At 75.1% G+C, this 18,489-nt stretch carries 22 protein-coding genes and 1 pseudogene; 11 read left to right on the forward strand and 12 right to left on the reverse strand.

Annotated features, from left to right (window positions below; translation table 11 throughout):
* Positions 1–134: 134 nt before the first annotated feature.
* Positions 135–848, forward strand: a pseudogene (locus NRO40_RS03275) (lysophospholipid acyltransferase family protein); the annotation flags it as partial.
* A gap of 272 nt (positions 849–1,120) precedes the next feature.
* On the opposite strand, the gene NRO40_RS03280 reads toward NRO40_RS03275, so the two are convergent.
* From NRO40_RS03280 to NRO40_RS03310, 7 genes are all read right to left on the reverse strand, one after another.
* A complete protein-coding gene (locus tag NRO40_RS03280) occupies positions 1,121–1,873 on the reverse strand; it encodes an urease accessory protein UreD (protein WP_257375559.1) in 753 nt (250 codons plus the stop codon).
* A complete protein-coding gene (ureG, locus tag NRO40_RS03285) occupies positions 1,870–2,565 on the reverse strand; it encodes an urease accessory protein UreG (protein ID WP_058941293.1) in 696 nt (231 codons plus the stop codon). Before ureG ends, NRO40_RS03280 begins: the two co-directional genes overlap by 4 nt.
* 42 nt (positions 2,566–2,607) lie before the next feature.
* Positions 2,608–3,270, reverse strand: a complete 663-nt coding sequence (locus NRO40_RS03290) for an urease accessory protein UreF (protein WP_058941292.1) — start codon at positions 3,268–3,270, stop codon at positions 2,608–2,610.
* Positions 3,271–3,284: 14 nt separating this feature from the next.
* Positions 3,285–5,021 carry an urease subunit alpha gene (locus tag NRO40_RS03295; protein ID WP_058941291.1) on the reverse strand — a complete coding sequence of 579 codons (1,737 nt, stop codon included), beginning with the start codon at positions 5,019–5,021 and terminating at the stop codon, positions 3,285–3,287.
* Entirely contained in the window at positions 5,014–5,325 is a 312-nt protein-coding gene (locus NRO40_RS03300; protein ID WP_058941290.1) for an urease subunit beta, read from the reverse strand. The genes NRO40_RS03295 and NRO40_RS03300 overlap by 8 nt, the downstream gene beginning before the upstream one ends.
* Before the next feature lie 10 nt (positions 5,326–5,335).
* The gene (locus NRO40_RS03305; protein WP_058941289.1) at positions 5,336–5,638 is read right to left on the reverse strand and encodes an urease subunit gamma; all 303 of its coding nucleotides are present in this window, start codon (positions 5,636–5,638) and stop codon (positions 5,336–5,338) included.
* A 136-nt stretch (positions 5,639–5,774) separates the two neighbouring features.
* Positions 5,775–6,401, reverse strand: a complete 627-nt coding sequence (locus NRO40_RS03310) for a TetR/AcrR family transcriptional regulator (RefSeq protein ID WP_058941288.1) — start codon at positions 6,399–6,401, stop codon at positions 5,775–5,777.
* Positions 6,402–6,518: 117 nt separating this feature from the next.
* Here NRO40_RS03310 and NRO40_RS03315 point away from each other — a divergent pair, with 117 nt between their 5' ends.
* Positions 6,519–7,514, forward strand: a complete 996-nt coding sequence (locus tag NRO40_RS03315) for a hypothetical protein (protein WP_058941287.1) — start codon at positions 6,519–6,521, stop codon at positions 7,512–7,514.
* An 80-nt stretch (positions 7,515–7,594) separates the two neighbouring features.
* On the opposite strand, the gene NRO40_RS03320 is transcribed toward NRO40_RS03315, so the two are convergent.
* A complete protein-coding gene (locus NRO40_RS03320; RefSeq protein WP_058941286.1) occupies positions 7,595–7,870 on the reverse strand; it encodes a type II toxin-antitoxin system Phd/YefM family antitoxin in 276 nt (91 codons plus the stop codon).
* Between the two features lie 43 nt (positions 7,871–7,913).
* Between NRO40_RS03320 and NRO40_RS03325 the strand changes: the two genes are divergently transcribed.
* From NRO40_RS03325 to NRO40_RS03335, 3 genes are all read left to right on the forward strand, one after another.
* Positions 7,914–8,534 (forward strand): ATP-dependent Clp protease proteolytic subunit, encoded by a 621-nt coding sequence (locus NRO40_RS03325; protein WP_408056971.1) that lies wholly within the window; start codon positions 7,914–7,916, stop codon positions 8,532–8,534.
* 2 nt (positions 8,535–8,536) lie between these two features.
* On the forward strand, positions 8,537–8,845 hold the full coding sequence (locus NRO40_RS03330) for a hypothetical protein (protein ID WP_058941284.1): 309 nt from the start codon (positions 8,537–8,539) through the stop codon (positions 8,843–8,845).
* 599 nt (positions 8,846–9,444) lie between these two features.
* A complete protein-coding gene (locus tag NRO40_RS03335; RefSeq protein ID WP_058941305.1) occupies positions 9,445–9,897 on the forward strand; it encodes a C40 family peptidase in 453 nt (150 codons plus the stop codon).
* A gap of 227 nt (positions 9,898–10,124) precedes the next feature.
* Here NRO40_RS03335 and NRO40_RS03340 read toward each other — a convergent pair whose 3' ends face one another.
* Together NRO40_RS03340 and NRO40_RS03345 are read right to left on the reverse strand one after the other, a co-directional pair.
* Positions 10,125–10,556 (reverse strand): ATP-binding protein, encoded by a 432-nt coding sequence (locus tag NRO40_RS03340; protein ID WP_058941283.1) that lies wholly within the window; start codon positions 10,554–10,556, stop codon positions 10,125–10,127.
* A 224-nt stretch (positions 10,557–10,780) separates the two neighbouring features.
* A complete protein-coding gene (locus NRO40_RS03345) occupies positions 10,781–11,971 on the reverse strand; it encodes an 8-amino-7-oxononanoate synthase (RefSeq protein WP_079046912.1) in 1,191 nt (396 codons plus the stop codon).
* Between the two features lie 143 nt (positions 11,972–12,114).
* Between NRO40_RS03345 and bioB the strand changes: the two genes are divergently transcribed.
* From bioB to NRO40_RS03370, 5 genes are all read left to right on the forward strand, one after another.
* Complete coding sequence (gene bioB / locus NRO40_RS03350; protein ID WP_058941282.1) at positions 12,115–13,368, forward strand: biotin synthase BioB; 1,254 nt, start codon at positions 12,115–12,117, stop codon at positions 13,366–13,368.
* Positions 13,361–14,656 carry an adenosylmethionine--8-amino-7-oxononanoate transaminase gene (locus tag NRO40_RS03355; protein WP_058941281.1) on the forward strand — a complete coding sequence of 432 codons (1,296 nt, stop codon included), beginning with the start codon at positions 13,361–13,363 and terminating at the stop codon, positions 14,654–14,656. The genes bioB and NRO40_RS03355 overlap by 8 nt, the downstream gene beginning before the upstream one ends.
* Position 14,657: 1 nt before the next feature.
* Positions 14,658–15,377 carry a dethiobiotin synthase gene (bioD, locus tag NRO40_RS03360; protein WP_058941280.1) on the forward strand — a complete coding sequence of 240 codons (720 nt, stop codon included), beginning with the start codon at positions 14,658–14,660 and terminating at the stop codon, positions 15,375–15,377.
* Between the two features lie 52 nt (positions 15,378–15,429).
* On the forward strand, positions 15,430–15,774 hold the full coding sequence (locus NRO40_RS03365; protein ID WP_058941279.1) for a VOC family protein: 345 nt from the start codon (positions 15,430–15,432) through the stop codon (positions 15,772–15,774).
* 272 nt (positions 15,775–16,046) lie between these two features.
* A complete protein-coding gene (locus NRO40_RS03370) occupies positions 16,047–16,733 on the forward strand; it encodes a class I SAM-dependent methyltransferase (RefSeq protein ID WP_058941278.1) in 687 nt (228 codons plus the stop codon).
* A gap of 296 nt (positions 16,734–17,029) precedes the next feature.
* On the opposite strand, the gene NRO40_RS03375 is transcribed toward NRO40_RS03370, so the two are convergent.
* The gene (locus NRO40_RS03375; RefSeq protein ID WP_058941277.1) at positions 17,030–17,401 is read right to left on the reverse strand and encodes a hypothetical protein; all 372 of its coding nucleotides are present in this window, start codon (positions 17,399–17,401) and stop codon (positions 17,030–17,032) included.
* Between the two features lie 16 nt (positions 17,402–17,417).
* Positions 17,418–17,669 carry a toxin-antitoxin system HicB family antitoxin gene (locus NRO40_RS03380; protein WP_079046911.1) on the reverse strand — a complete coding sequence of 84 codons (252 nt, stop codon included), beginning with the start codon at positions 17,667–17,669 and terminating at the stop codon, positions 17,418–17,420.
* Positions 17,670–17,929: 260 nt separating this feature from the next.
* Here NRO40_RS03380 and NRO40_RS03385 point away from each other — a divergent pair, with 260 nt between their 5' ends.
* The gene (locus NRO40_RS03385; RefSeq protein ID WP_058941303.1) at positions 17,930–18,358 is read left to right on the forward strand and encodes a GNAT family N-acetyltransferase; all 429 of its coding nucleotides are present in this window, start codon (positions 17,930–17,932) and stop codon (positions 18,356–18,358) included.
* The last annotated feature ends 131 nt before the right edge of the window (positions 18,359–18,489 follow it).

An 18,489-nucleotide genomic window follows, 5' to 3' on the forward strand; every position in this document is an offset into this window, starting at 1 on the left:
GCGGCGCTGCGCCGAACGGGGTGGTGCGGTCGGCTATTGAGTACGCGTACGGATGAGAGGAACCGGGCGGGCCGGGAAGATGCAGGGGAGGAAACCTTTCCGCCGCGGTCGTGGCCGCAGTAGGGAGCAGGACCGTGTTCTATTACGTGCTCAAGTACGTGCTCCTCGGGCCGCTGCTGCGGCTGCTGTTCCGGCCGAGGACCGAGGGGTTGGAACATGTGCCGGAGACGGGTGCGGCCATCGTGGCGGGCAACCACCTGTCGTTCTCCGACCACTTCCTGATGCCGGCGGTGCTGAAGCGCCGTATCACCTTCCTGGCGAAGCAGGAGTACTTCACGGGGCCGGGTCTGAAGGGGCGGCTGACCGCCGCGTTCTTCCGCAGCGCCGGGCAGATCCCGGTCGACCGCTCGGGCAAGGAGGCCGGGCAGGCCGCGATCCGGGAGGGGCTCGGGGTGCTGGACCGGGGTGAGCTACTGGGCATCTACCCGGAGGGGACCCGCTCGCACGACGGCCGGCTGTACAAGGGCAAGGTGGGGGTCGCGGTGATGGCCCTGAGGGCGGGCGTCCCGGTGGTGCCCTGCGCGATGGTCGGCACGTTCGAGATCCAGCCGCCCGGCAAGGTCGTCCCGAGGATCCGGCGGGTGACGGTCCGCTTCGGCGAGCCGCTGGACTTCTCCCGGTACGCGGGCATGGAGAACGACAGGACCGTCGTCCGCGCGGTGACGGACGAGATCATGTACCGGATCCTGGAGCTGTCGGGTCAGGAGTACGTGGACGACTACGCGGCGGACGTGAAGGCCGCGGCGGCGCGGGAGCGGCCGACCGGGCTCCGCGCCGCTCGCCGGCGCACCGGGCCGGGAGCGGCGGCGGGCGGTCCGGGCGCGGCGGCGGCCGGTCCGAGCGCGGCGGCGGGCGAGCCGCGGGCCGCGACGGGTGGGTCAGGGGCGACGACGCCCGGGCCGGGCGCCGCCACCGCCGGGCCGGGCGCCGCCACCGCCGGGCCGGGCGCCGCGGCGACCGGGCCGGGTGCGGCGGCGACCGGGCCGGGTGCGGCGGCGACCGGGCCGGGTGCGGCGGCGACCGGGCCGGAGGCCGTGCGCGGACAGGACGGCTGACGCGCTCACCCGTCGTCGCGCGTGAGCCCGGCGAGGGCCCCGTCCAGGATTCGGCGCAGGGCGCGGGCGTCGGCGGCCAGGGCGGTGACCAGTGCGGCCGGGCCGGCCAGCGGGGTGAGGACGGCCGTCGCGCCCAGCTGCCGGGGTACCACCGGTTCCGCCTCGAACGCCCCGTCGACGACGAGCAGTTGCCCCACCGCCCGGTGCCCGGCCAGGACGGCGGGGCCGTCCCAGCCGCCGGGGGCGCCGGGGCCGCAGGCGAGCTCCTGGTCGAGGAGGGGTCGCCCGGCCCGGCGCACGGTGAGGCGGGTGAGGAGGGTGCCCGGTTCCTCGTCGGTACGGCCGAGCACCTGCTCCTCGCGCAGGACGAGCCGGGCCGTCGCGGCGAGCTCGACCGTCGTGCGCATCCGGAGCGACGAGCCGTTCGCGGCGATCAGCTGCTCGGGGAGCCACACCAGCCGGGCCCGCTCACCGGCGGCGAGGCGCACGTCGTAGTGGGCGGTCGCGCCGGTGGGGCCGGGCAGCGACACCGTCGCCGCCGCCGCGTCGACGGTGAGGTGGGCGCCGTCGCCCGCGCGGGCCTCCAGGGCGAGCCGGTCGCCGCCGAGGGGCGCGCTCATGGCGCCGACGACGGTGACCCGCGCGGTGCCGGGTTCCCGGGCTCGGGTGCGGCGTACGGCGAGCGGGCCGTCGCTCTCCAGGACGGGGAGCGCCCCGCCCGCCCGGGCGACGATCCGGGCGGTGGCGCGGACGCTCACGCGGCGGGGACCGACGTCCACGCGGCGAGCCGCTCGCGGACCCAGTCGACGACCGGGGCCACGCCGTCCTCGGCGGTCAGCGAGGTGAAGGCGACGGGCAGGTCGCCGCGCTGTTCACGGGCGTCGCGGGCCATCCGGTCGAGATCGGAGCCGACGTAGGGGGCCAGGTCGGTCTTGTTGACGACGAGGAGGTCGGCGGTGGTGACGCCGGGCCCGCCCTTGCGGGGGATGTCGTCACCACCCGCCACGTCGATGACGAACACCTGCGCGTCGACGAGCCCCTTGGAGAAGGTCGCCGTGAGGTTGTCCCCACCGGACTCCACCAGGATCAGGTCCAGCGGCCCGACCGCGTCCTCCAGGTCCTCCACCGCTTCGAGATTGGCGGAGATGTCGTCACGGATCGCCGTGTGCGGACAGGCACCGGTCTCCACCGCGGCGATCCGCTCCGGCGGCAACACCGCCTCCCGCAACAGGAACTCCGCGTCCTCCCGCGTGTAGATGTCGTTCGTCACCACCGCCAGGGACAACTGCTCCCGCAGGGCACGGCACAGCGCCGCGACCGTCGCGGTCTTGCCCGACCCGACCGGACCCCCCAGACCGATGCGCAGGGCCCGGCGCGTGCCGTCCGGACGGGTCACGTCGGCGCTGAGGCCGCCGGGGCCGGTGTCGTCGTGGGCGTGGGTCAGGTGCACGGTGCGGCTCCGATGGGTGTGTGCGAAGGGGGTGTGCGGGTGTCAGGAGGCGAAGAGGCGTACGGGCCAGGCCGCGTGCTGCTCCGCCGTGATGTCGAGCAGCGGCGCGGAGGCCGCGGGGAGCGCGTCGACGCCTTCCCGCGCGGCCGCGGCGGCGCGGGCGGCCACGCGGTCCATGTCCCCGGCGAGCCGGGCCAGGACGGCGGTGGCGCGGAACGGGTCGAGGCCGAGCAGCCGCACGGCGGCGGTGGCCGGTCCGCTGACCGTCTCGTACGCGGCGCAGTGCGCGGCGTCCTCGGGTCCGAGTCCGGCGGCGCGGGCGGCGGTGCCGAGGACGACGGGCTGGTGGGCGCCGCGGGGGAAGTCGCGGGCCAGCGCGTCGAGTCCGGGGTCGGGCCAGGCGGCGCGGGCGGCGCGCAGGAGTTGCCGTCCGAGGCGCCGCGCCGCGGCCCGGAGGGCCGGTGAGGGGGTGCGGGCGTCGGCGGCCGCGTCCAGCGCGGCGGCGTCGTGCCCGAGGGCCGCCGCGGCGGCGAGGCCGGCCGTGGTGAGGCCCGTGGTGTGCAGACGGCCCCGGCAGAAGTGCTCCAGGTCGGCGGCGTCGCGCAGGCGGCCGGCCTTGACGGCGGCCTCGGCGCCGCCGGAGTGGGCGTGCCCGCCCGCGGGGAACCGCCCGTCGGCGAGGACGAGGAGTGCGGATCGGCTCATGGCGTACGCCCGCTTCAGAAGAGGAAGTAGCGCTGGGCCATGGGGAGTTCCGTGGCGGGGGCGGGTTCGACGGGGTCGCCGTCGATGGTGACGGTGAAGGTGTCGGGGTCGACCTCGACGCGGGGCGTGGTGGCGTTCTCACGCATGTCCGCCTTGGTGACGCCGCGGGTGCTGGTGATGGCGGCGAACCGCTTGCCGAGGCCGAGCCGGTCGGGCAGTCCGTCCTCCAGGGCGGCGGGTGCGACGAAGTTGACGGAGTTCGCGGCGGGCGCGCGGCCGTGGGCGCCGAACATGGGGCGGGGCAGGACGGGCTGGGGGGTGGGGATGGAGGCGTTGGCGTCGCCCATCTGGGCGTAGGCGATCTGGCCGCCCTTGAGGACGAGCAGCGGCTTGACGCCGAAGAAGGCCGGTTCCCACAGGACGAGGTCGGCGAGCTTGCCCGTCTCGACGGAGCCGGTCTCGTGGTCGATGCCCTGCGCGACGGCCGGGTTGATCGTGTACTTCGCGACGTAGCGGCGGGCGCGGTGGTTGTCGGCCCGGCCGTCGCCGGGGAGGGCGCCGCGGCGGCGCTTCATGACGTGCGCGGTCTGCCAGGTCCGGGTGACGACCTCGCCGATGCGGCCCATGGCCTGGGAGTCGGACGAGATGATCGAGAGGGCGCCGAGGTCGTGCAGGACGTCCTCGGCGGCGATGGTGGTGGGCCGGATCCGGGACTCGGCGAAGGCGAGGTCCTCGGGGACGGCCGGGTTGAGGTGGTGGCAGACCATCAGCATGTCGAGGTGCTCCTCGACGGTGTTGACGGTGTGCGGGCGGGTCGGGTTGGTGGAGCTGGGCAGGACGTACGGCTCGGAGACGACGGTGATGATGTCCGGGGCGTGGCCGCCGCCCGCACCCTCGGTGTGGTACGCGTGGATCGTGCGCCCGGCGATGGCGGCGAGGGTGTCGCCGACGAAGCCGGCCTCGTTGAGGGTGTCGGTGTGGATGGCCAGTTGGGCGCCGGTCTCCTCGCACACGCCCAGGCATGCGTCGATGGCGGCGGGGGTGGCGCCCCAGTCCTCGTGGATCTTGAATCCGAGGGCTCCGGCGCGCAGTTGGGAGTGGAGCGCCTCACGGGAGAGGGTGTTGCCCTTGCCGAGGAGGCCGATGTTGACGGGGAAGCCGTCCAGGGCCTCCAGCATGCGGGCGAGGTGCCAGGGGCCGGGGGTGACGGTGGTGGCCTTGCTGCCCTCGGCGGGTCCGGTGCCTCCGCCGACGAGGGTGGTGATCCCGGAGGCGAGGGCCTGGTGCACGAGGGTGGGTGAGATGAAGTGGACGTGGGCGTCGACGGCCCCGGCGGTGAGGATCCTGCCGTTGCCGGCGATGATCTCCGTCTCGGGGCCGATGACCAGGTCGGGGTGGACGCCGTCCATGATGTCGGGGTTGCCGGCCTTGCCGATGCCGGTGACGCGGCCGTCGCGGATACCGACGTCGGCCTTGACGACGCCCCAGTGGTCGAGGACGACGGCGCCGGTGATGACGGTGTCGGGCGCGCCCTCGGCGCGGGTGAGGCGGGACTGTCCCATGGACTCGCGGATGACCTTGCCGCCGCCGAAGACGGCCTCGTCCCCGGCGCGGCCGGGGCCGCCGCAGCGGTCCTCCTCGATCTCGACGAGGAGGTCGGTGTCGGCGAGGCGGACGCGGTCGCCGGTCGTGGGGCCGTAGAGGTCGGCGTGGACGGCGCGGTCGAGCAGGAGGGGACGGGGGTCAGCCATCGAGGGCACCTCCGGTCGCGCCGCGCAGCCCGGGGACGATCCGCGCGCCGGCGAGGGGGACGAGGTCGACGTCGACGGGGACGCCGGGTTCGAAGCGGACGGCCGTGCCGGCGGGGACGTGGAGCCGCAGGCCGTGCGCGGCGGCGCGGTCGAAGCGCAGTCCGGGATTGGCCTCGGCGAAGTGGTAGTGGGAACCCACCTGGACCGGGCGGTCGGCGGCGTTCAGCACGGTGAGGCGGGTGACGGGGCGGCCCTCGTTGACGGCGACGGGCTCGTCCGCGTACAGGATCTCTCCGGGTGTCACGGCGGCCCCTTCAGACGATGGGGTCGTGGACGGTGACGAGCTTGGTGCCGTCCGGGAAGGTCGCCTCGACCTGCACGTCGCGGATCATCTCGGCGATGCCGTCCATGACGTCGTCGCGGCTGAGGACCTTCCGGCCGGACGCCATGAGTTCGGAGACGGTACGGCCGTCCCGGGCGCCCTCCAGGACGTGCGTGGTGATCAGCGCGACGGCCTCGGGGTGGTTGAGGCGTACGCCTCGGGCCCGGCGCTTCGCGGCCACGTCGGCGGCCACGTGGAGGAGCAGGCGCTCCTGTTCATGGGGGGTCAGTCGCACGGCTCCACCTCACAGTTCCCGCCCGGCGGCGTCCCGGGCGCAGCGGGACACTATCCGGCTTCAACACCTTGTTGACCTGCGGGGACGACTGTGACAGGGATTTATTTCCATCTCTCGCAGAAGTCTTTCCGACGCGTTAACCAGCCTTTTGCCGGCCCATGGACATCAGCCCCCGCAGCCCGTCCTGGAGCACCGACACGGGGGCCGCGCCGAAGAGGGCCTGCTGGGCGGCGAACCCCTGGGCCGCGGCGATCAGCGTGCGGGCCACGTGCTCGGCGGGCACGTCGTCGCGCATGAGCCCGGACGCCTGGTAGGCCTCGACCACGCCGACCCACGCCTCGTGGACGCGGGAGTACCCCTGCCGCATGGTGGCGGAGAGCCGGTCGTTGCGCAGGGTCTCGGTCCACACCTGGATCATGAGGCGGGGCAGGCTCTCCTCTCCTTCGTACGGCAGACCGGAGCGCTCGGTGAGGACCTCCGTCATGACCCGGCCGACGAGGACGTCGGGCGGAGGTGGCGGGGTCTGGGCCGCGGCCGACTCGAAGGTGTCGCGGATCGCGTCGAGCACCTCGGTGACGATGGCCTCGATGAGCTGCTCCTTGCCGCGGAAGTACCGGTAGACGGCTCCGGCGGACAGGTCGGCCTCACGGAGCACGTCCTGCATCGACGTGGCGTGGAAGCCGTTGCGCGCGAAGCAGCGCGCGGCGCCGTTGAGGATCTGGCGGCGCCGGGCGTCGAGGTGTTCCTGGGATACACGAGCCATGATCAAAAGGATAAAACGAACGTTCATTCTTGACAAGAAGGCCCCCTCGGCGGGAGATTGAGGACAGTAAAACGAACGATCCTTCTTTTTCCCTGGCACTCGCCCCGGAGGCACCCCATGTCCGCCACGCCCCAGCGCCGCATGATCGCGGCGATGGTGCTCGTCCCGGTGTTCGCCGCGCTCGCCGTCTGGGCGTTCGTCTGGCCCGCCGCCCGCGTCGCCCCCCGCGACCTCCCCGTCGGCGTGGCCGGCCCGGAGACCGCCGTCACCCAACTGGAGAAGGGCATCCGGCAGGGGGGCGGCGGATTCGAGCTGCACCGCTACGCCGACGCCGACGCCGCCCGCGCGGCGATCGAGGACCGCTCCGTGTACGGCGCGGTGGTCGCCGGCCCCGCCGGCCCGGAGGTCCTCGTGGCCTCGGCCGCGGGCCCCGCCGCGGCGCAGCTGATCCAGCAGGCGGCCGCGGCGCAGAGCCCGGACGGCCGGGTGAAGGTCACCGACGTGGTGCCCTCCCCGAGCGGCGACCCGCGCGGCAGCGGCATGATCGCGAGCATCCTCCCGCTCGCCCTGGCCGGTCTCGCCGCCGGCGCCGTGGTGACACTGCTGGGCCTGCGCGGCCGGCGGGCGGCGACCGCCCTCGTCGGGGCCTCGGCCCTGGTGGGCCTGGTGGCGGCCGCGATCACCGACAGCTGGCTCGGCACGGTCGACGGACCCTGGCTCGCCGAGGCCGGCGTGCTCGGACTGACCGTCCTCGCCACGGGCGCCGCGGTGGCCGGGTTCGCGGCGCTGATCGGCCCGCCCGGGATCGGGGTCGGCGCCGTCCTGATGGTGCTGCTGGGCAACCCCTTCTCCGGGGTGACGAGCGCGCCGGAGATGCTGCCCGAGCCGGTGGGGACCCTGGGTCAGCTGCTGCCGCCGGGGGCGGGGGCGTCCCTGCTGCGCTCCGTGGCGTTCTTCGACGGGGCGGCGGCCGCGGCGCCGCTGATCACCCTGGTCGTGTGGGCGCTGCTCGGGCTGGCGCTGGTCCTCCTGGGCGCGCGCCGCGCCCCGGCCGGGCCGGACGGGCGCCCGGCGCCCGGCGCGACCACGCCGGAGCCGGCACCCGTCGGCTGACCCCACGCGTGGACGGCCGCGCGCCCCCTGCCCACCGGGCGGGGGCGCGCGGCCTTCGTGTGTGCGCGGCAGTGAGCCCGTCAGCCGCCGTGGGGCCGGTGCTCCGCGGCGATGCCGAAGCGACGGTGTTCGCGGGGAGCGGACGGCGCGTTCCCGAGCTCCACCACCGAGCCGGCGACCGACTCCGGCGCGGAGTCCCGGTCCGCCTCCAGTCGTTCGAGGTCAGCGGCGGAGACGAGCGCGACGAGGGGCTTGCCGTGGCGGGTCACGACGACCCGCTCACCGCCGTAGACGACGCGGTTGATCAGGTCGGCGAGCTCCGCCCGCGCTTGCGTCACCGGAATCTCGTAGGTCATGCTCCCATTCTAACCTTCTGTACGTCCTGTACATTTTCCAGCGATGGAGACGCCCATGGACCCGACCTCGCGCCACGTGCTCCCCGAGTTCACCGAGCGGACCGCCTGGGGGACCCGCACGCTCGACCCGTACGCGAAGCTCCTCGAGGGGCGGATCGTCCTGATCGGCACGCCGCTCGACGCCACCACGGCCAACGACGTGATCGCCCAGCTCGTCCATCTGGAGTACGCCGCCCCGGACCAGGACGTCTCGCTCTACATCAACTCCCCCGGCGGCCCGTTCGACGCGATGACCGCGGTCTACGACGCCATGCAGGTCATCGCCTGCGACGTGGCCACCACCTGCGTCGGTCAGGCCGCGTCCACGGCCGCGCTGCTGCTCGCCGCCGGTGCGCCGGGCAAGCGCGCGGCGCTCCCGGGTGCCCGGGTCGTCCTGCGGCAGCCGGCGCTCGACGAGCCGCTGCGGGGCCGCCCCTCGGACCTGGAGGTCCACGCCCACGAGGTGCTGCGGCAGCGCGAGTTCTTCACCGGGCTGCTGGTCCGGCACACCGGCCGCGACCGCGACCTCGTCGAGGCGGACCTCGACCGGGACCTGGTGCTCGACGCGACCGGCGCACGGGCGCACGGACTGGTGGACGACGTCGTCCCCGGCCGCCGGAGCTGACCGTGCGCCCTCCGGAGCCCCCGCCCCTGCCCGCGCTCACCCGCGCCGAAGGCGCCTACGTGGACGCCTACCTCGATGTCGTCGACCGGCTGGGACGGCTCAACCCCGCCCGGGCCACGCACACCTACGGCGCGCTGCGGGCCGCCCAGGCACTGGTCGCAGAGGCGGAAGCGCTGCGCGCGGCGCTGACCCTGATGCACGGCAGGGGCGAGGCCGAGGTGCACGCCCGGACCCTGGCGCGTGCGCTGCGTGCGCTGGACGGTGAGCGGCGCACCGAACGCGTGACGCTGCCTCACGATCGTTGCGGCTGACCGGTTTCGGACCCACACGGAGGAAGACCCCTCGGCCGTTCGGCTGAGGCAAAGGGGGGAACTTCGTCCCGGACGAGTTGCGGACCGCGTGTACGTGGCGCTCGGCCCGCGGGCCCTCCACCGCAGGTGCGGGGGTCGGCAACGCGCCGCCGGCGGGCGCGGAACGGGCCGTGTCCACCCGTTCGGATCAGTCGTGACGAGGCTCACACAGGCTCGTCGGACCTCGGGAATCCGGGGTCCGGCGGGAAAGATCCGTCTCGACGACAAGCCCCCGCCACCCCGGCGGGGCGGTCCGGACGGACGCCGAGTCCTGCCGCCGTCCGGACGCCTGGTCGACACCAGTGGATCGGCAGGAGTGGAGGACCCGAGCAGTACGGGGAGGCCACCGCACGCGGTGCGGATACCGGTCCCCCCTTGGGGTGAAGCCGCGTCAGCGGCCGGGCATCTTCGTCCTGTCCGAACCCGACAGGCAATCCTTCACAGGCGGGTTGACGAAGGGTACTGCATTGTCCGCGCAGAATCAGGTCCCGGTCCAGCCCTCCGACACCGCACCCGCTCCGGTCGGGCTGTCCTCCCCGGCTTCCTCCCCCACCCACTCGATGCCCGTCCGGATCACCCGGGCGCTGTCGGCCCTCACCCTGGCCGCGGTCGGCGGCACGATGCTCGCGCCCGGCGCGGTGCCGGACGCGCACGCCGCTCCGGCCGCCGCCGGCAAGGCGCTGAACGTCGCCGCGTCCAAGCGGGGCGCCCCGTACCAGTGGGGCGCGATCGGCCCGCACCGCTTCGACTGCTCGGGGCTGACGCTCTACTCGTACAAGCGCGCCGGGAAGAAGCTGCCCCGCACCGCGCAGGCCCAGTACAACAAGACGCGCCGCGTCGGACGTTCGGAGCGGCGCAAGGGCGACCTGGTCTTCTTCCACGGCCGCGGCGGCGTGTACCACGTCGGCATCTACGCCGGGAAGAACAAGATCTGGCACTCCCCCAAGTCCGGTTCGTGGGTGAAGCTCGACCGGATCTGGACGGGATCGGTCTCCTACGGACGCGTGCGCTGACGGCACGCCACGGCGCGGGTGCCACGTGATCCGCGGTGCGGGGGCCCGGCGGCGGCCGGGCCGGCGTCCCCGTACCGCGGGCCGCGGCGCCGGGGGCCGCGGACGGCAGGGCCGGCACCCGCCTGCCGGGGCCTTCCCGTCGCGGGCCCCTTGCGCCGGCTCCGAGCCTCACGCGGCGGAGGTCCTCCCCGGCCTGGGCCCTCCGTCGGGAGCCGGGTGCGCTCGGGTCAGCCCTGGACCGGCGCCGTCCAGGGCAGGGCGATCCACACCGTCTTGCCGCCCTCGTCGGTCGGCGTCACCGACATACGGCCCCCGCACTCGGCGGTCAGCCAGCGGATGATGACCATGCCGCGGCCGTTGTCCTGCTGGACGGCCGCGGGGAGCCGCTGCGGCCAGCGCGGGTGGCTGTCCGTCACGCCGATGCGCAGCCGCTCGTCACGGTCGAGCCTGAGGTCGACGGTGAAGGTGGGCGACTGGCCGAACGTGTGCTGCACGGCGTTGGTGGCCAGTTCGGAGACGATCAGCCGGACGGTGTCCGCGGCGTCGGCGTCGTCGGGGAGCCCCCACTCGGTGAGCACGTCGGACACGTACCTCCGCGCCTCGGAGACCGAGGCGGGATCGCTCGGCAGAGTGACGGACGCTTCTTGGTGGTCTGCCATGGCGACGCTGTCCCTTTCCCCACCGGGGCCCGACTCCGACATGTCGTGGATTTCAGGTCAGACCGGCCTCGGATTGCGCTTCGCGCCAGACTGCCACTCCTGTCGCCGCGGGGGGAGGGATCCACCGGGATAGGGAGATATCTGTCGCTCGATGCGGTGAACCCTGCGACGGGAGAGCGGATTCGCCGGGCAGACCGGCGGGTCCACGCCCGGTTGACAGCCGGTCAGCCGAGGTGCGCCGCGGTGGGCGGGGCGGTACGCACCACCGTGGCCACCGCCCACGCGATCTGCTCCTCCGTCAGGTCCGCCCGGGCCGTGAGCCGCAGCCGGGACACCCCGTCCGGTACGGACGGGGGCCGGAAGCAGCCGACCGCCAGCCCCTCGGCACGGCAGTCCGCGGCCCAGCGCACGGCCTCAGCCGCCGAGGGTGCCCGTACCGACACCACCGCGGCGTCCGGCCGTACCGCCGACAGGCCCGCGGCGGTGAGCCGCCCGTGGAGCGCCGCCGCCACCGCGCGGACCCGGTCGGCCAGCTCGGGCCGGCCGCGCAGCAGGCGCAGGCTCGCCAGGGCGGCGCCGGCCGCCGCCGGGGCGAGCCCGGTGTCGAAGATGAAGGTCCGGGCGGCGTTCACCAGGTGGTCGACGACCCGGGCCGGGCCGAGGACGGCGCCGCCCTGGCTGCCCAGGGACTTGGAGAGGGTGGCCGTGGCGACCACGTCGGGCGCGCCCGCCAGGCCCGCGGCGTGCGGGGCGCCGCGTCCGCCCTCGCCGAGGACGCCGAGGCCGTGGGCGTCGTCCACGACGAGGGCCGCGCCGTGTGACCTGCAGGCGGCGGCGAGCGCGGCGAGCGGGGCCGCGTCGCCGTCGACGGAGAACACGGAGTCACTGACCACGAGCGCCCGCCGCCCGGGGTGGGCGGCCAGGGTCTTGCGCACGGCGTCGGGGTCGGCGTGCGGCACGACCTCGGTGTCGGCACGGGAGAGCCGGCAGCCGTCGACGATCGACGCGTGGTTGCCGGCGTCGGAGACGACGAGTGACCCGCGCGCGGTGAGCGCGGTGAGCGCGGCGAGGTTGGCGGCGTACCCGGACGAGAAGACCAGCGCCGCCTCGAAGCCGCAGAAGGCGGCGAGCTCCCGTTCCAGGGTGGCGTGCAGCTCGGTCGAACCGGTGACGAGGCGGGAGCCGGTCGCGCCGGCGCCCCAGCGGCGGGCGGCCCCGGCGGCGGCCCCGGTGACGTCCGGATGGCGGGTCAGCCCGAGGTAGTCGTTGCCCGCGAGGTCCAGGGCCTCCGCCTCGGCGGGACGGGGGCGCAGCGTGCGGACGAGGCCGGCGTCGGCCCGGCGGCGCGCCTCGGCGCCGGTCCAGTCGAACGGGGCCTGGGGCTCGGCGGCGTCACCGGGCACGTCCATCGGCATGAGTGGGTCCCCTTTGTAGGCAGCGCACAGACCCTAACGAAGAACGGTCGTGGTCAGAGTGTGGTCATCCACACACCCCAGACCGGCTCCGTTGTCGGCTTCCTCCTTGGCCGCGGGGTGTGCCGTAGGCCAGGATCAGCGCCATGGACCTGTTGAACACGCTGGTGGACAAGGGGCTGCGGCGGGAGCTGCCGACCCGTGGAGAGGCGCTCGCCGTGCTGGCGACCTCCGACGACGAGCTGCTGGACGTGGTGGCCGCGGCCGGGAAGGTGCGGCGCCACTGGTTCGGGCGGCGGGTGAAGCTCAACTACCTGGTCAACCTGAAGTCCGGGCTGTGCCCCGAGGACTGCTCGTACTGCTCGCAGCGGCTCGGGTCGAAGGCGGACATCCTCAAGTACACCTGGCTGAAGCCGGAGGAGGCGTCGAAGGCCGCCGCCGCGGGCATCGCGGGCGGCGCCAAGCGGGTCTGCCTCGTCGCCAGCGGTCGGGGGCCGACGGACCGGGACGTGGACCGGGTGTCGAAGACGATCGAGGCCATCAAGGAGGAGAACGAGGACGTCGAGGTCTGCGCGTGCCTCGGCCTCCTCTCCGACGGTCAGGCGGAGCGGCTGCGGTCGGCGGGCGCCGACGCCTACAACCACAACCTCAACACCTCCGAGGGCACGTACGGCGAGATCACGACGACCCACACCTACGCGGACCGGGTCGACACGGTGCAGAAGGCCCACGCCGCGGGCCTGTCGGCCTGCTCGGGCCTGATCGCCGGCATGGGCGAGAGCGACGAGGACCTGGTCGACGTGGTCTTCGCGCTGCGCGCGCTGGATCCGGACTCGGTGCCGGTGAACTTCCTCATCCCCTTCGAGGGGACGCCGCTGGCCAAGGAGTGGAACCTCACCCCGCAGCGGGCGCTGCGCATCCTGGCGATGGTCCGCTTCGTCTGCCCGGACGTCGAGGTCCGGCTCGCCGGGGGGCGGGAGGTGCACCTGCGCACACTCCAGCCGCTCGCCCTGCACCTGGCCAACTCCATCTTCCTCGGCGACTACCTGACCAGCGAGGGCCAGGCCGGCGCCTCGGACCTGGAGATGATCGCCGACGCGGGCTTCGAGGTGGAGGGCGCGGAGACGACGACGCTGCCGGAGCACCGCGCGGACGCGGCGGCGCGGGGCTGCGGTACGGGCGGCGGCTGCGGCTCGGACGACGCCGGCGGCGGCGTGTGCGGGTCCACGGCCGCGGGTCCCGCGACCACGGCGACCGCCCCGGCCACCGGGGACGGGCCGACCGGCGGTACCGCCCCGACCGTCGGGGACGGCGGGGAGGGCGCCGTGACGGCGGCGCGCCCCGACCTGGTGGCGGTGCGCCGCCGCGGCGCCGGCACCGACCTCGCGCCCAATGCCTGAGCCCCGCCACACCCCGGGCGAGCTGCTCGCCCTGGACCGGGAGCACGTCTGGCACCCGTACGGCCCCATGCCCGGCCGCGCCGACCCGCTCGTGGTGGAGTCGGCGTCCGGGGTGCGGCTGCGGCTCGCCGAACCGGCGCAGGGACGGTCGGAGCTGGTCGACGGCATGTCGTCCTGGTGGTCGGCGGTGCACGGCTACAACCACCCGGTGCTCAACGAGGCGGTGCGCGGCCAGCTCGACCGGATGAGCCACGTGATGTTCGGCGGGCTCACACACGAGCCGGCCGTCCGCCTTGCCGCCCGCCTGGTGGAGATCACCCCCGAGCCGCTGCGGCACGTCTTCCTCAGCGACTCGGGCTCGGTCTCCGTCGAGGTCGCCGTGAAGATGTGCCTCCAGTACTGGCGGTCGACCGGCCGCCCGGCCAAGCGGCGGCTGCTGACCTGGCGGGGCGGCTACCACGGGGACACCTGGCAGCCGATGTCGGTCTGCGACCCCGAGGGCGGGATGCACGACCTGTGGTCCGGGGTCCTGCAGCGGCAGGTCTTCGCCCCGCCGCCCCCGGTCGCGTACGAGGAGGGGTACGCGAGGGAGCTGCGCGCCCTGATCGCCCGGCACGCGGACGAACTGGCCGCGGTGATCGTCGAGCCGGTGGTGCAGGGCGCGGGCGGGATGCGCTTCCACTCCCCCGACTACCTGCGGGACCTGCGCGAGGCGTGCGACGCGCACGACGTGCTGCTGGTGTTCGACGAGATCGCGACGGGCTTCGGCCGCACGGGCCGGCTGTTCGCGGCCGAGCACGCGGGGGTCACGCCGGACGTGATGTGCCTGGGCAAGGCGCTGACCGGCGGGTACCTCTCCATGGCGGCCACCCTGTGTACCCCGCGAGTGGCGGACGGGATCTCGCGCGGCGACGTGCCGGTGCTCGCGCACGGCCCGACGTTCATGGGCAACCCGCTGGCCTCGGCGGTGGCGTGCGCCTCGATCGACCTGCTGCTGGGCCAGGACTGGGCGCAGGAGGTCAAACGGATCGAGGCGGGGCTCGTCGAGGGCCTCGCCCCCGCGCGGGAGGTGCCGGGCGTCCGGGACGTGCGGGTGCTCGGGGCGATCGGCGTGGTCCAGCTGGACCACCCGGTGGACGTGGCCGCGGCCACCGCCGCGGCCGTGCGGGAGGGTGTGTGGCTGCGCCCCTTCCGCGACCTGGTGTACGTGATGCCGCCGTACGTCACGGGCGACGCGGACGTGGCACGGATCTGCGGCGCGGTGGTCGCCGCCGCGAGGGAGGGGTGACATGTCGGTCCTGGTGGTGAGCGGTACCGGTACGGAGATCGGCAAGACGGTCGTGACGGCCGCCGTCGCCGCGGTGGCGCGGGCGGCCGGCCGTTCGGTGGCCGTGCTGAAGCCCGCCCAGACGGGTGTCGCGCCGGGTGAGCCGGGCGACGCTGACGAGGTCGTACGGCTGGCCGGGGACGGGGTGACGGGCCGGGAACTGGCCCGGTTCCCCGAGCCGCTGGCACCGGAGACCGCGGCCCGGCGCGCCGGCATGGCGGCGGTGCGCCCCGCCGCGGTGGCCGCCGCCGCCGAGGAGCTCGCCGCCGGGCACGACCTGGTGCTCGTCGAGGGCGCGGGCGGCCTGCTGGTGCGGTACGACGGGGAGGGCGCCACGCTGGCGGACGCGGCGCGGCTGCTGGGCGCGCCCGTGCTGGTCGTGGCCGCCGCCGGGCTCGGCACGCTGAACCTCGCGGCGCTGACCGGGGAGGCGCTGCGGGCGCGGGGCATCACCCAGGCGGGGGTGGTGGTGGGCAGTTGGCCCCAGGTGCCCGGTCTGGCCGAGCGGTGCAACCTGGCCGACCTGCCGGCCTCGGCGGGCGCCCCGCTGCTGGGCGTGGTCCCCCAGGGCGCCGGGGCGCTGGCACCCGCGGCCTTCCGCGCGGCCGCGCCGACGTGGCTGGCCCCGGCGCTGGGCGGCGACTGGGACGCGGCGGCGTTCGCCCGGGCGGCGCACGCCTGACGGACGGTCGTAGGCGCCCCGCGGAGGGCGTGGGGCGCCTACGCTGGCCGGTATGCGCGTGACTGTGAACGAGATCGTCTTCGACTGCGCGGACCCGGCCGCGCAGGTGAGGTTCTGGGCCGGGCTGCTCGGCGGGGAACCGGTGGACCGGGCGGCGGACTGGTCGTACGTCGATCCGCCGGGGTTCGTGCGGGTGGCGTTCCAGCGGGTGCCGGAGGGCAAGGCGGTGAAGAACCGGCTCCACCTCGACCTGGACGCGAGGGACGTGGCCGGGGCCGCCGACGCCGCGGTGGCGCGAGGCGCCGAGCGGGTCGGCGGGCTCGTCCGGGACGAGCAGGGGTGCTTCCAGGTCCTGCGCGATCCCGAGGGCAACGAGTTCTGTTTCGTGGGCGACTGACGGGCTCCTCGCGCGTGCGGGGAGCCCGGGCGGTGCCGGGGCCGGGTCCGGTCGGGTCGATCGGGACAGGTCCGGTCGGGTCGGGGCCGATCGGGTCGGGTCGGGGCAGGTCGGGGCCGATCGGGTCGGGCCGGGTCGGGTCGGGTCGGGTCGGGTCGGGTCGGGTAACGATCGCTGTGCGCGCCCCTCCCGCCGGGCGTCCCGGACTCCCCCCGGGCGTCGAACGGGTGGTCCCGGGCGCGGGCGGACACGCTGCCGGAGGAGGAACCGTGATGACCGAGAGCAGGGCCGAGGCAGGTCGGGACGCCGTGCACCACCCGTGGTTCGCCCGCTTCTACGCCCGCCTCAGCGTGCGGGCCGAGACCGGGGCCGGCGTGGGGCCGCTGCGCCGGGAGTTGCTGGACGGGTTGTCCGGCCGGGTCGTCGAGATCGGCGCCGGCAACGGGCTGAACTTCCCGCACTACCCCGCCGCCGTCTCCGAGGTCGTCGCGGTCGAGCCGGAGCGGGTGCTGCGGCGGCTCGCCGTCGAGGCGGGGCTGCGCGCCGGCGTGCCGGTGGACGTGGTGCCCGGGGCGGCGGAGGCGCTGCCGGTGCGGAGCGAGGCGTTCGACGCGGCGGTGGCGTCGCTGGTGCTGTGCAGCGTGCGGGACGTGCGGCGGTCGCTGGCCGAGGTGTGGCGGGTCCTCAAGCCCGGGGGTGAGCTGCGCTTCCTCGAACACGGGCGGGCGCGGGGCCGGGTGGCTCCGGTGGTGCAGCGCGGCCTCGACCTCACGGTGTGGCCGCGTCTGTTCGGTGGCTGTCACACGGCGCGGGACCCGCTGGACGCGATCGCCGCGGCAGGATTCGAGATCGTCGCGTTCCGGCGGCTCCGCCTGCCGGACCGGGGTGTTCCGCTGCCGTCGTCACCGTGCGTGCTGGGTGTCGCGCGCCGGCCGTACGCGTCGGGCGGCGGCGCCTGAGCCGGCCACGCCCGTGGCCGCGCAGCTGCGCCGGGGTGACGTGGGCGCGGCCGCCGTTGGTGATGAGGGCGTTGACCGGGGTCATCGGGTCGGCGGCCATCGCCTTGGCGAACAGGACGCCGAGTGCGAGCGGCAGGAGCGCTCCGGCAAGGGCCGTGCCGAGCGCGACGAGCTGTCCCGGTGCGGGGCGGCGGGCGGGTGCGCGGGTCATGGGCCCATTCGACCGGCCGGGCGGGGCCGGGGACATCCGGTGGCGTACTCAGCCGTCGGGCCGCGCGTACTCAGCGGCCGGCCGGTCAGAGGGTCCAGCGTTCCAGTTCGGCCGCGATGTCGCGGATGTCCGCGCCCCTGCCCTTGACGAGCCGCGCCAGGTCCCTGACCCGTTCCGGCGAGGTCGTCACGCGCAGCCCCGACGCGACGAGGTAGCCGTACGCGACCGCCGACGCGAACAGTGCGTTGGAGTGCTCCAACGCCGGGACGTGCAGCAGTAGTTGGAGGAGGGCGGCGGCCCGGACATGCGGGTCGTCGTACACGGGTATGCCGAAGATCTCCGCGTCGTGCCGGCCGACGGCGGCCACGAGGGCGCCCCAGTCGACGACCTGGGGGTCGTTGGGGGCCTTCTGCTCGGCGACCATCAGCAGCCAGGCGAGGTCGATGGAGAGGTTCATGCGTGCGCGGACGCCCTCACCGACCCCCCTCCGGCCGGGGTGCGGGCCCGAGCGCCGGGTCGCCGCGGAACTCCTCGGCGAACACCGACTCGTACTGCTTCATGAAGTCGGCCGCCGCGTCCACGAAGGTGCGGCCCGTCTCGCCCACGTCGCGCTGGACGAGCTCCTCGATGTACCGGTTCACACTGACCCCCCGCTGCTGCGCCCTGCGGCGGGCGGCCTCGGCCGTCGCCTCGTCCACCCGTACGTTCAGCTGAGTCTTCGCCACCCCATCACGCTAGCGCAATGACGCTAGCACCGGCAAGGGGAAGGCGGGCGCCCCGACGAGACCGGGCCGCTTCCGCGCCTCGGAGGCGGAAATCCCGTCGCCCCGGCGGGATGGGCGGTGGTGGGATGTCCCGCGTGAGCGATCTCCGGACGAACGACACTCCCCCGCCCCCTCCCACACCCGACCGGACCGGCACGGACGCCGCCTGGGCCGACGCAGGCGACGCAGGCGGCACGGGCAGCGCGGGCGGCAGGGGCGGCATCGGTGGTCTGCGGGTGCGCCCCGCGACCCCCGCCGACCTGGACGCCGTGCTGGCCTTCTGGAAGACGGCCGCCGAGGGCACGAGCATCAGCGACGACCGGGAGGGCGTCGAGCGGCTCGTCGCCCGCGACCCGGAGGCACTGCTGCTCGCCGAGGACGCCGACAGCGTGCTCGCGGGCACCGTCATCGCCGGGTTCGACGGCTGGCGGTGCCACCTGTACCGGCTCGCCGTCCGCCCGGCGCTCCGGCGGCGGGGCGTCGGGACGGCGCTGCTCGCCGCCGCCGAGGAGCGCTTCGCCCGGCTGGGCGGCCGCCGCTCCGACGCCATGGTGCTGGACCGCAACGACACGGCCCACCACGCCTGGCGGGCGGCCGGATACGCGCCGCAGCCGGAGTGGAGCCGGTGGGTCAAGCCGCTCGCCCCCTGACCGGCGCCGGGGCCACCGCGCGCGACCGCCCACGCCGCGCGCACGCCCCGCCCCGCCCCGACACGCGGAAGGTGTGTGAACGTGCGCGCACGGGCGACGCTCCCAGTGGTCGTAGCCGGCATCGCGGAGAT

This window comes from Streptomyces changanensis (genome assembly GCF_024600715.1).
GTDB lineage: Bacteria > Actinomycetota > Actinomycetes > Streptomycetales > Streptomycetaceae > Streptomyces > Streptomyces changanensis.

Bases quoted from the DNA above. Each gene is read 5' to 3' on its own strand.
- NRO40_RS03370 (WP_058941278.1), top strand. From the start codon at position 16,047: ATGACCGAGAGCAGGGCCGAGGCAGGTCGGGACGCCGTGCACCACCCG.
- NRO40_RS03290 (WP_058941292.1), bottom strand. From the start codon at position 3,270: ATGAGCCGATCCGCACTCCTCGTCCTCGCCGACGGGCGGTTCCCCGCG.
- NRO40_RS03355 (WP_058941281.1), top strand. From the start codon at position 13,361: ATGCCTGAGCCCCGCCACACCCCGGGCGAGCTGCTCGCCCTGGACCGG.
- NRO40_RS03335 (WP_058941305.1), top strand. From the start codon at position 9,445: ATGCCCGTCCGGATCACCCGGGCGCTGTCGGCCCTCACCCTGGCCGCG.
- NRO40_RS03325 (WP_408056971.1), top strand. From the start codon at position 7,914: ATGGAGACGCCCATGGACCCGACCTCGCGCCACGTGCTCCCCGAGTTC.
- NRO40_RS03340 (WP_058941283.1), bottom strand. From the start codon at position 10,556: ATGGCAGACCACCAAGAAGCGTCCGTCACTCTGCCGAGCGATCCCGCC.
- NRO40_RS03315 (WP_058941287.1), top strand. From the start codon at position 6,519: ATGTCCGCCACGCCCCAGCGCCGCATGATCGCGGCGATGGTGCTCGTC.
- NRO40_RS03310 (WP_058941288.1), bottom strand. From the start codon at position 6,401: ATGGCTCGTGTATCCCAGGAACACCTCGACGCCCGGCGCCGCCAGATC.
- NRO40_RS03295 (WP_058941291.1), bottom strand. From the start codon at position 5,021: ATGGCTGACCCCCGTCCCCTCCTGCTCGACCGCGCCGTCCACGCCGAC.
- NRO40_RS03345 (WP_079046912.1), bottom strand. From the start codon at position 11,971: ATGCCGATGGACGTGCCCGGTGACGCCGCCGAGCCCCAGGCCCCGTTC.
- bioD (WP_058941280.1), top strand. From the start codon at position 14,658: ATGTCGGTCCTGGTGGTGAGCGGTACCGGTACGGAGATCGGCAAGACG.
- bioB (WP_058941282.1), top strand. From the start codon at position 12,115: ATGGACCTGTTGAACACGCTGGTGGACAAGGGGCTGCGGCGGGAGCTG.
- NRO40_RS03375 (WP_058941277.1), bottom strand. From the start codon at position 17,401: ATGAACCTCTCCATCGACCTCGCCTGGCTGCTGATGGTCGCCGAGCAG.
- NRO40_RS03320 (WP_058941286.1), bottom strand. From the start codon at position 7,870: ATGACCTACGAGATTCCGGTGACGCAAGCGCGGGCGGAGCTCGCCGAC.
- NRO40_RS03365 (WP_058941279.1), top strand. From the start codon at position 15,430: ATGCGCGTGACTGTGAACGAGATCGTCTTCGACTGCGCGGACCCGGCC.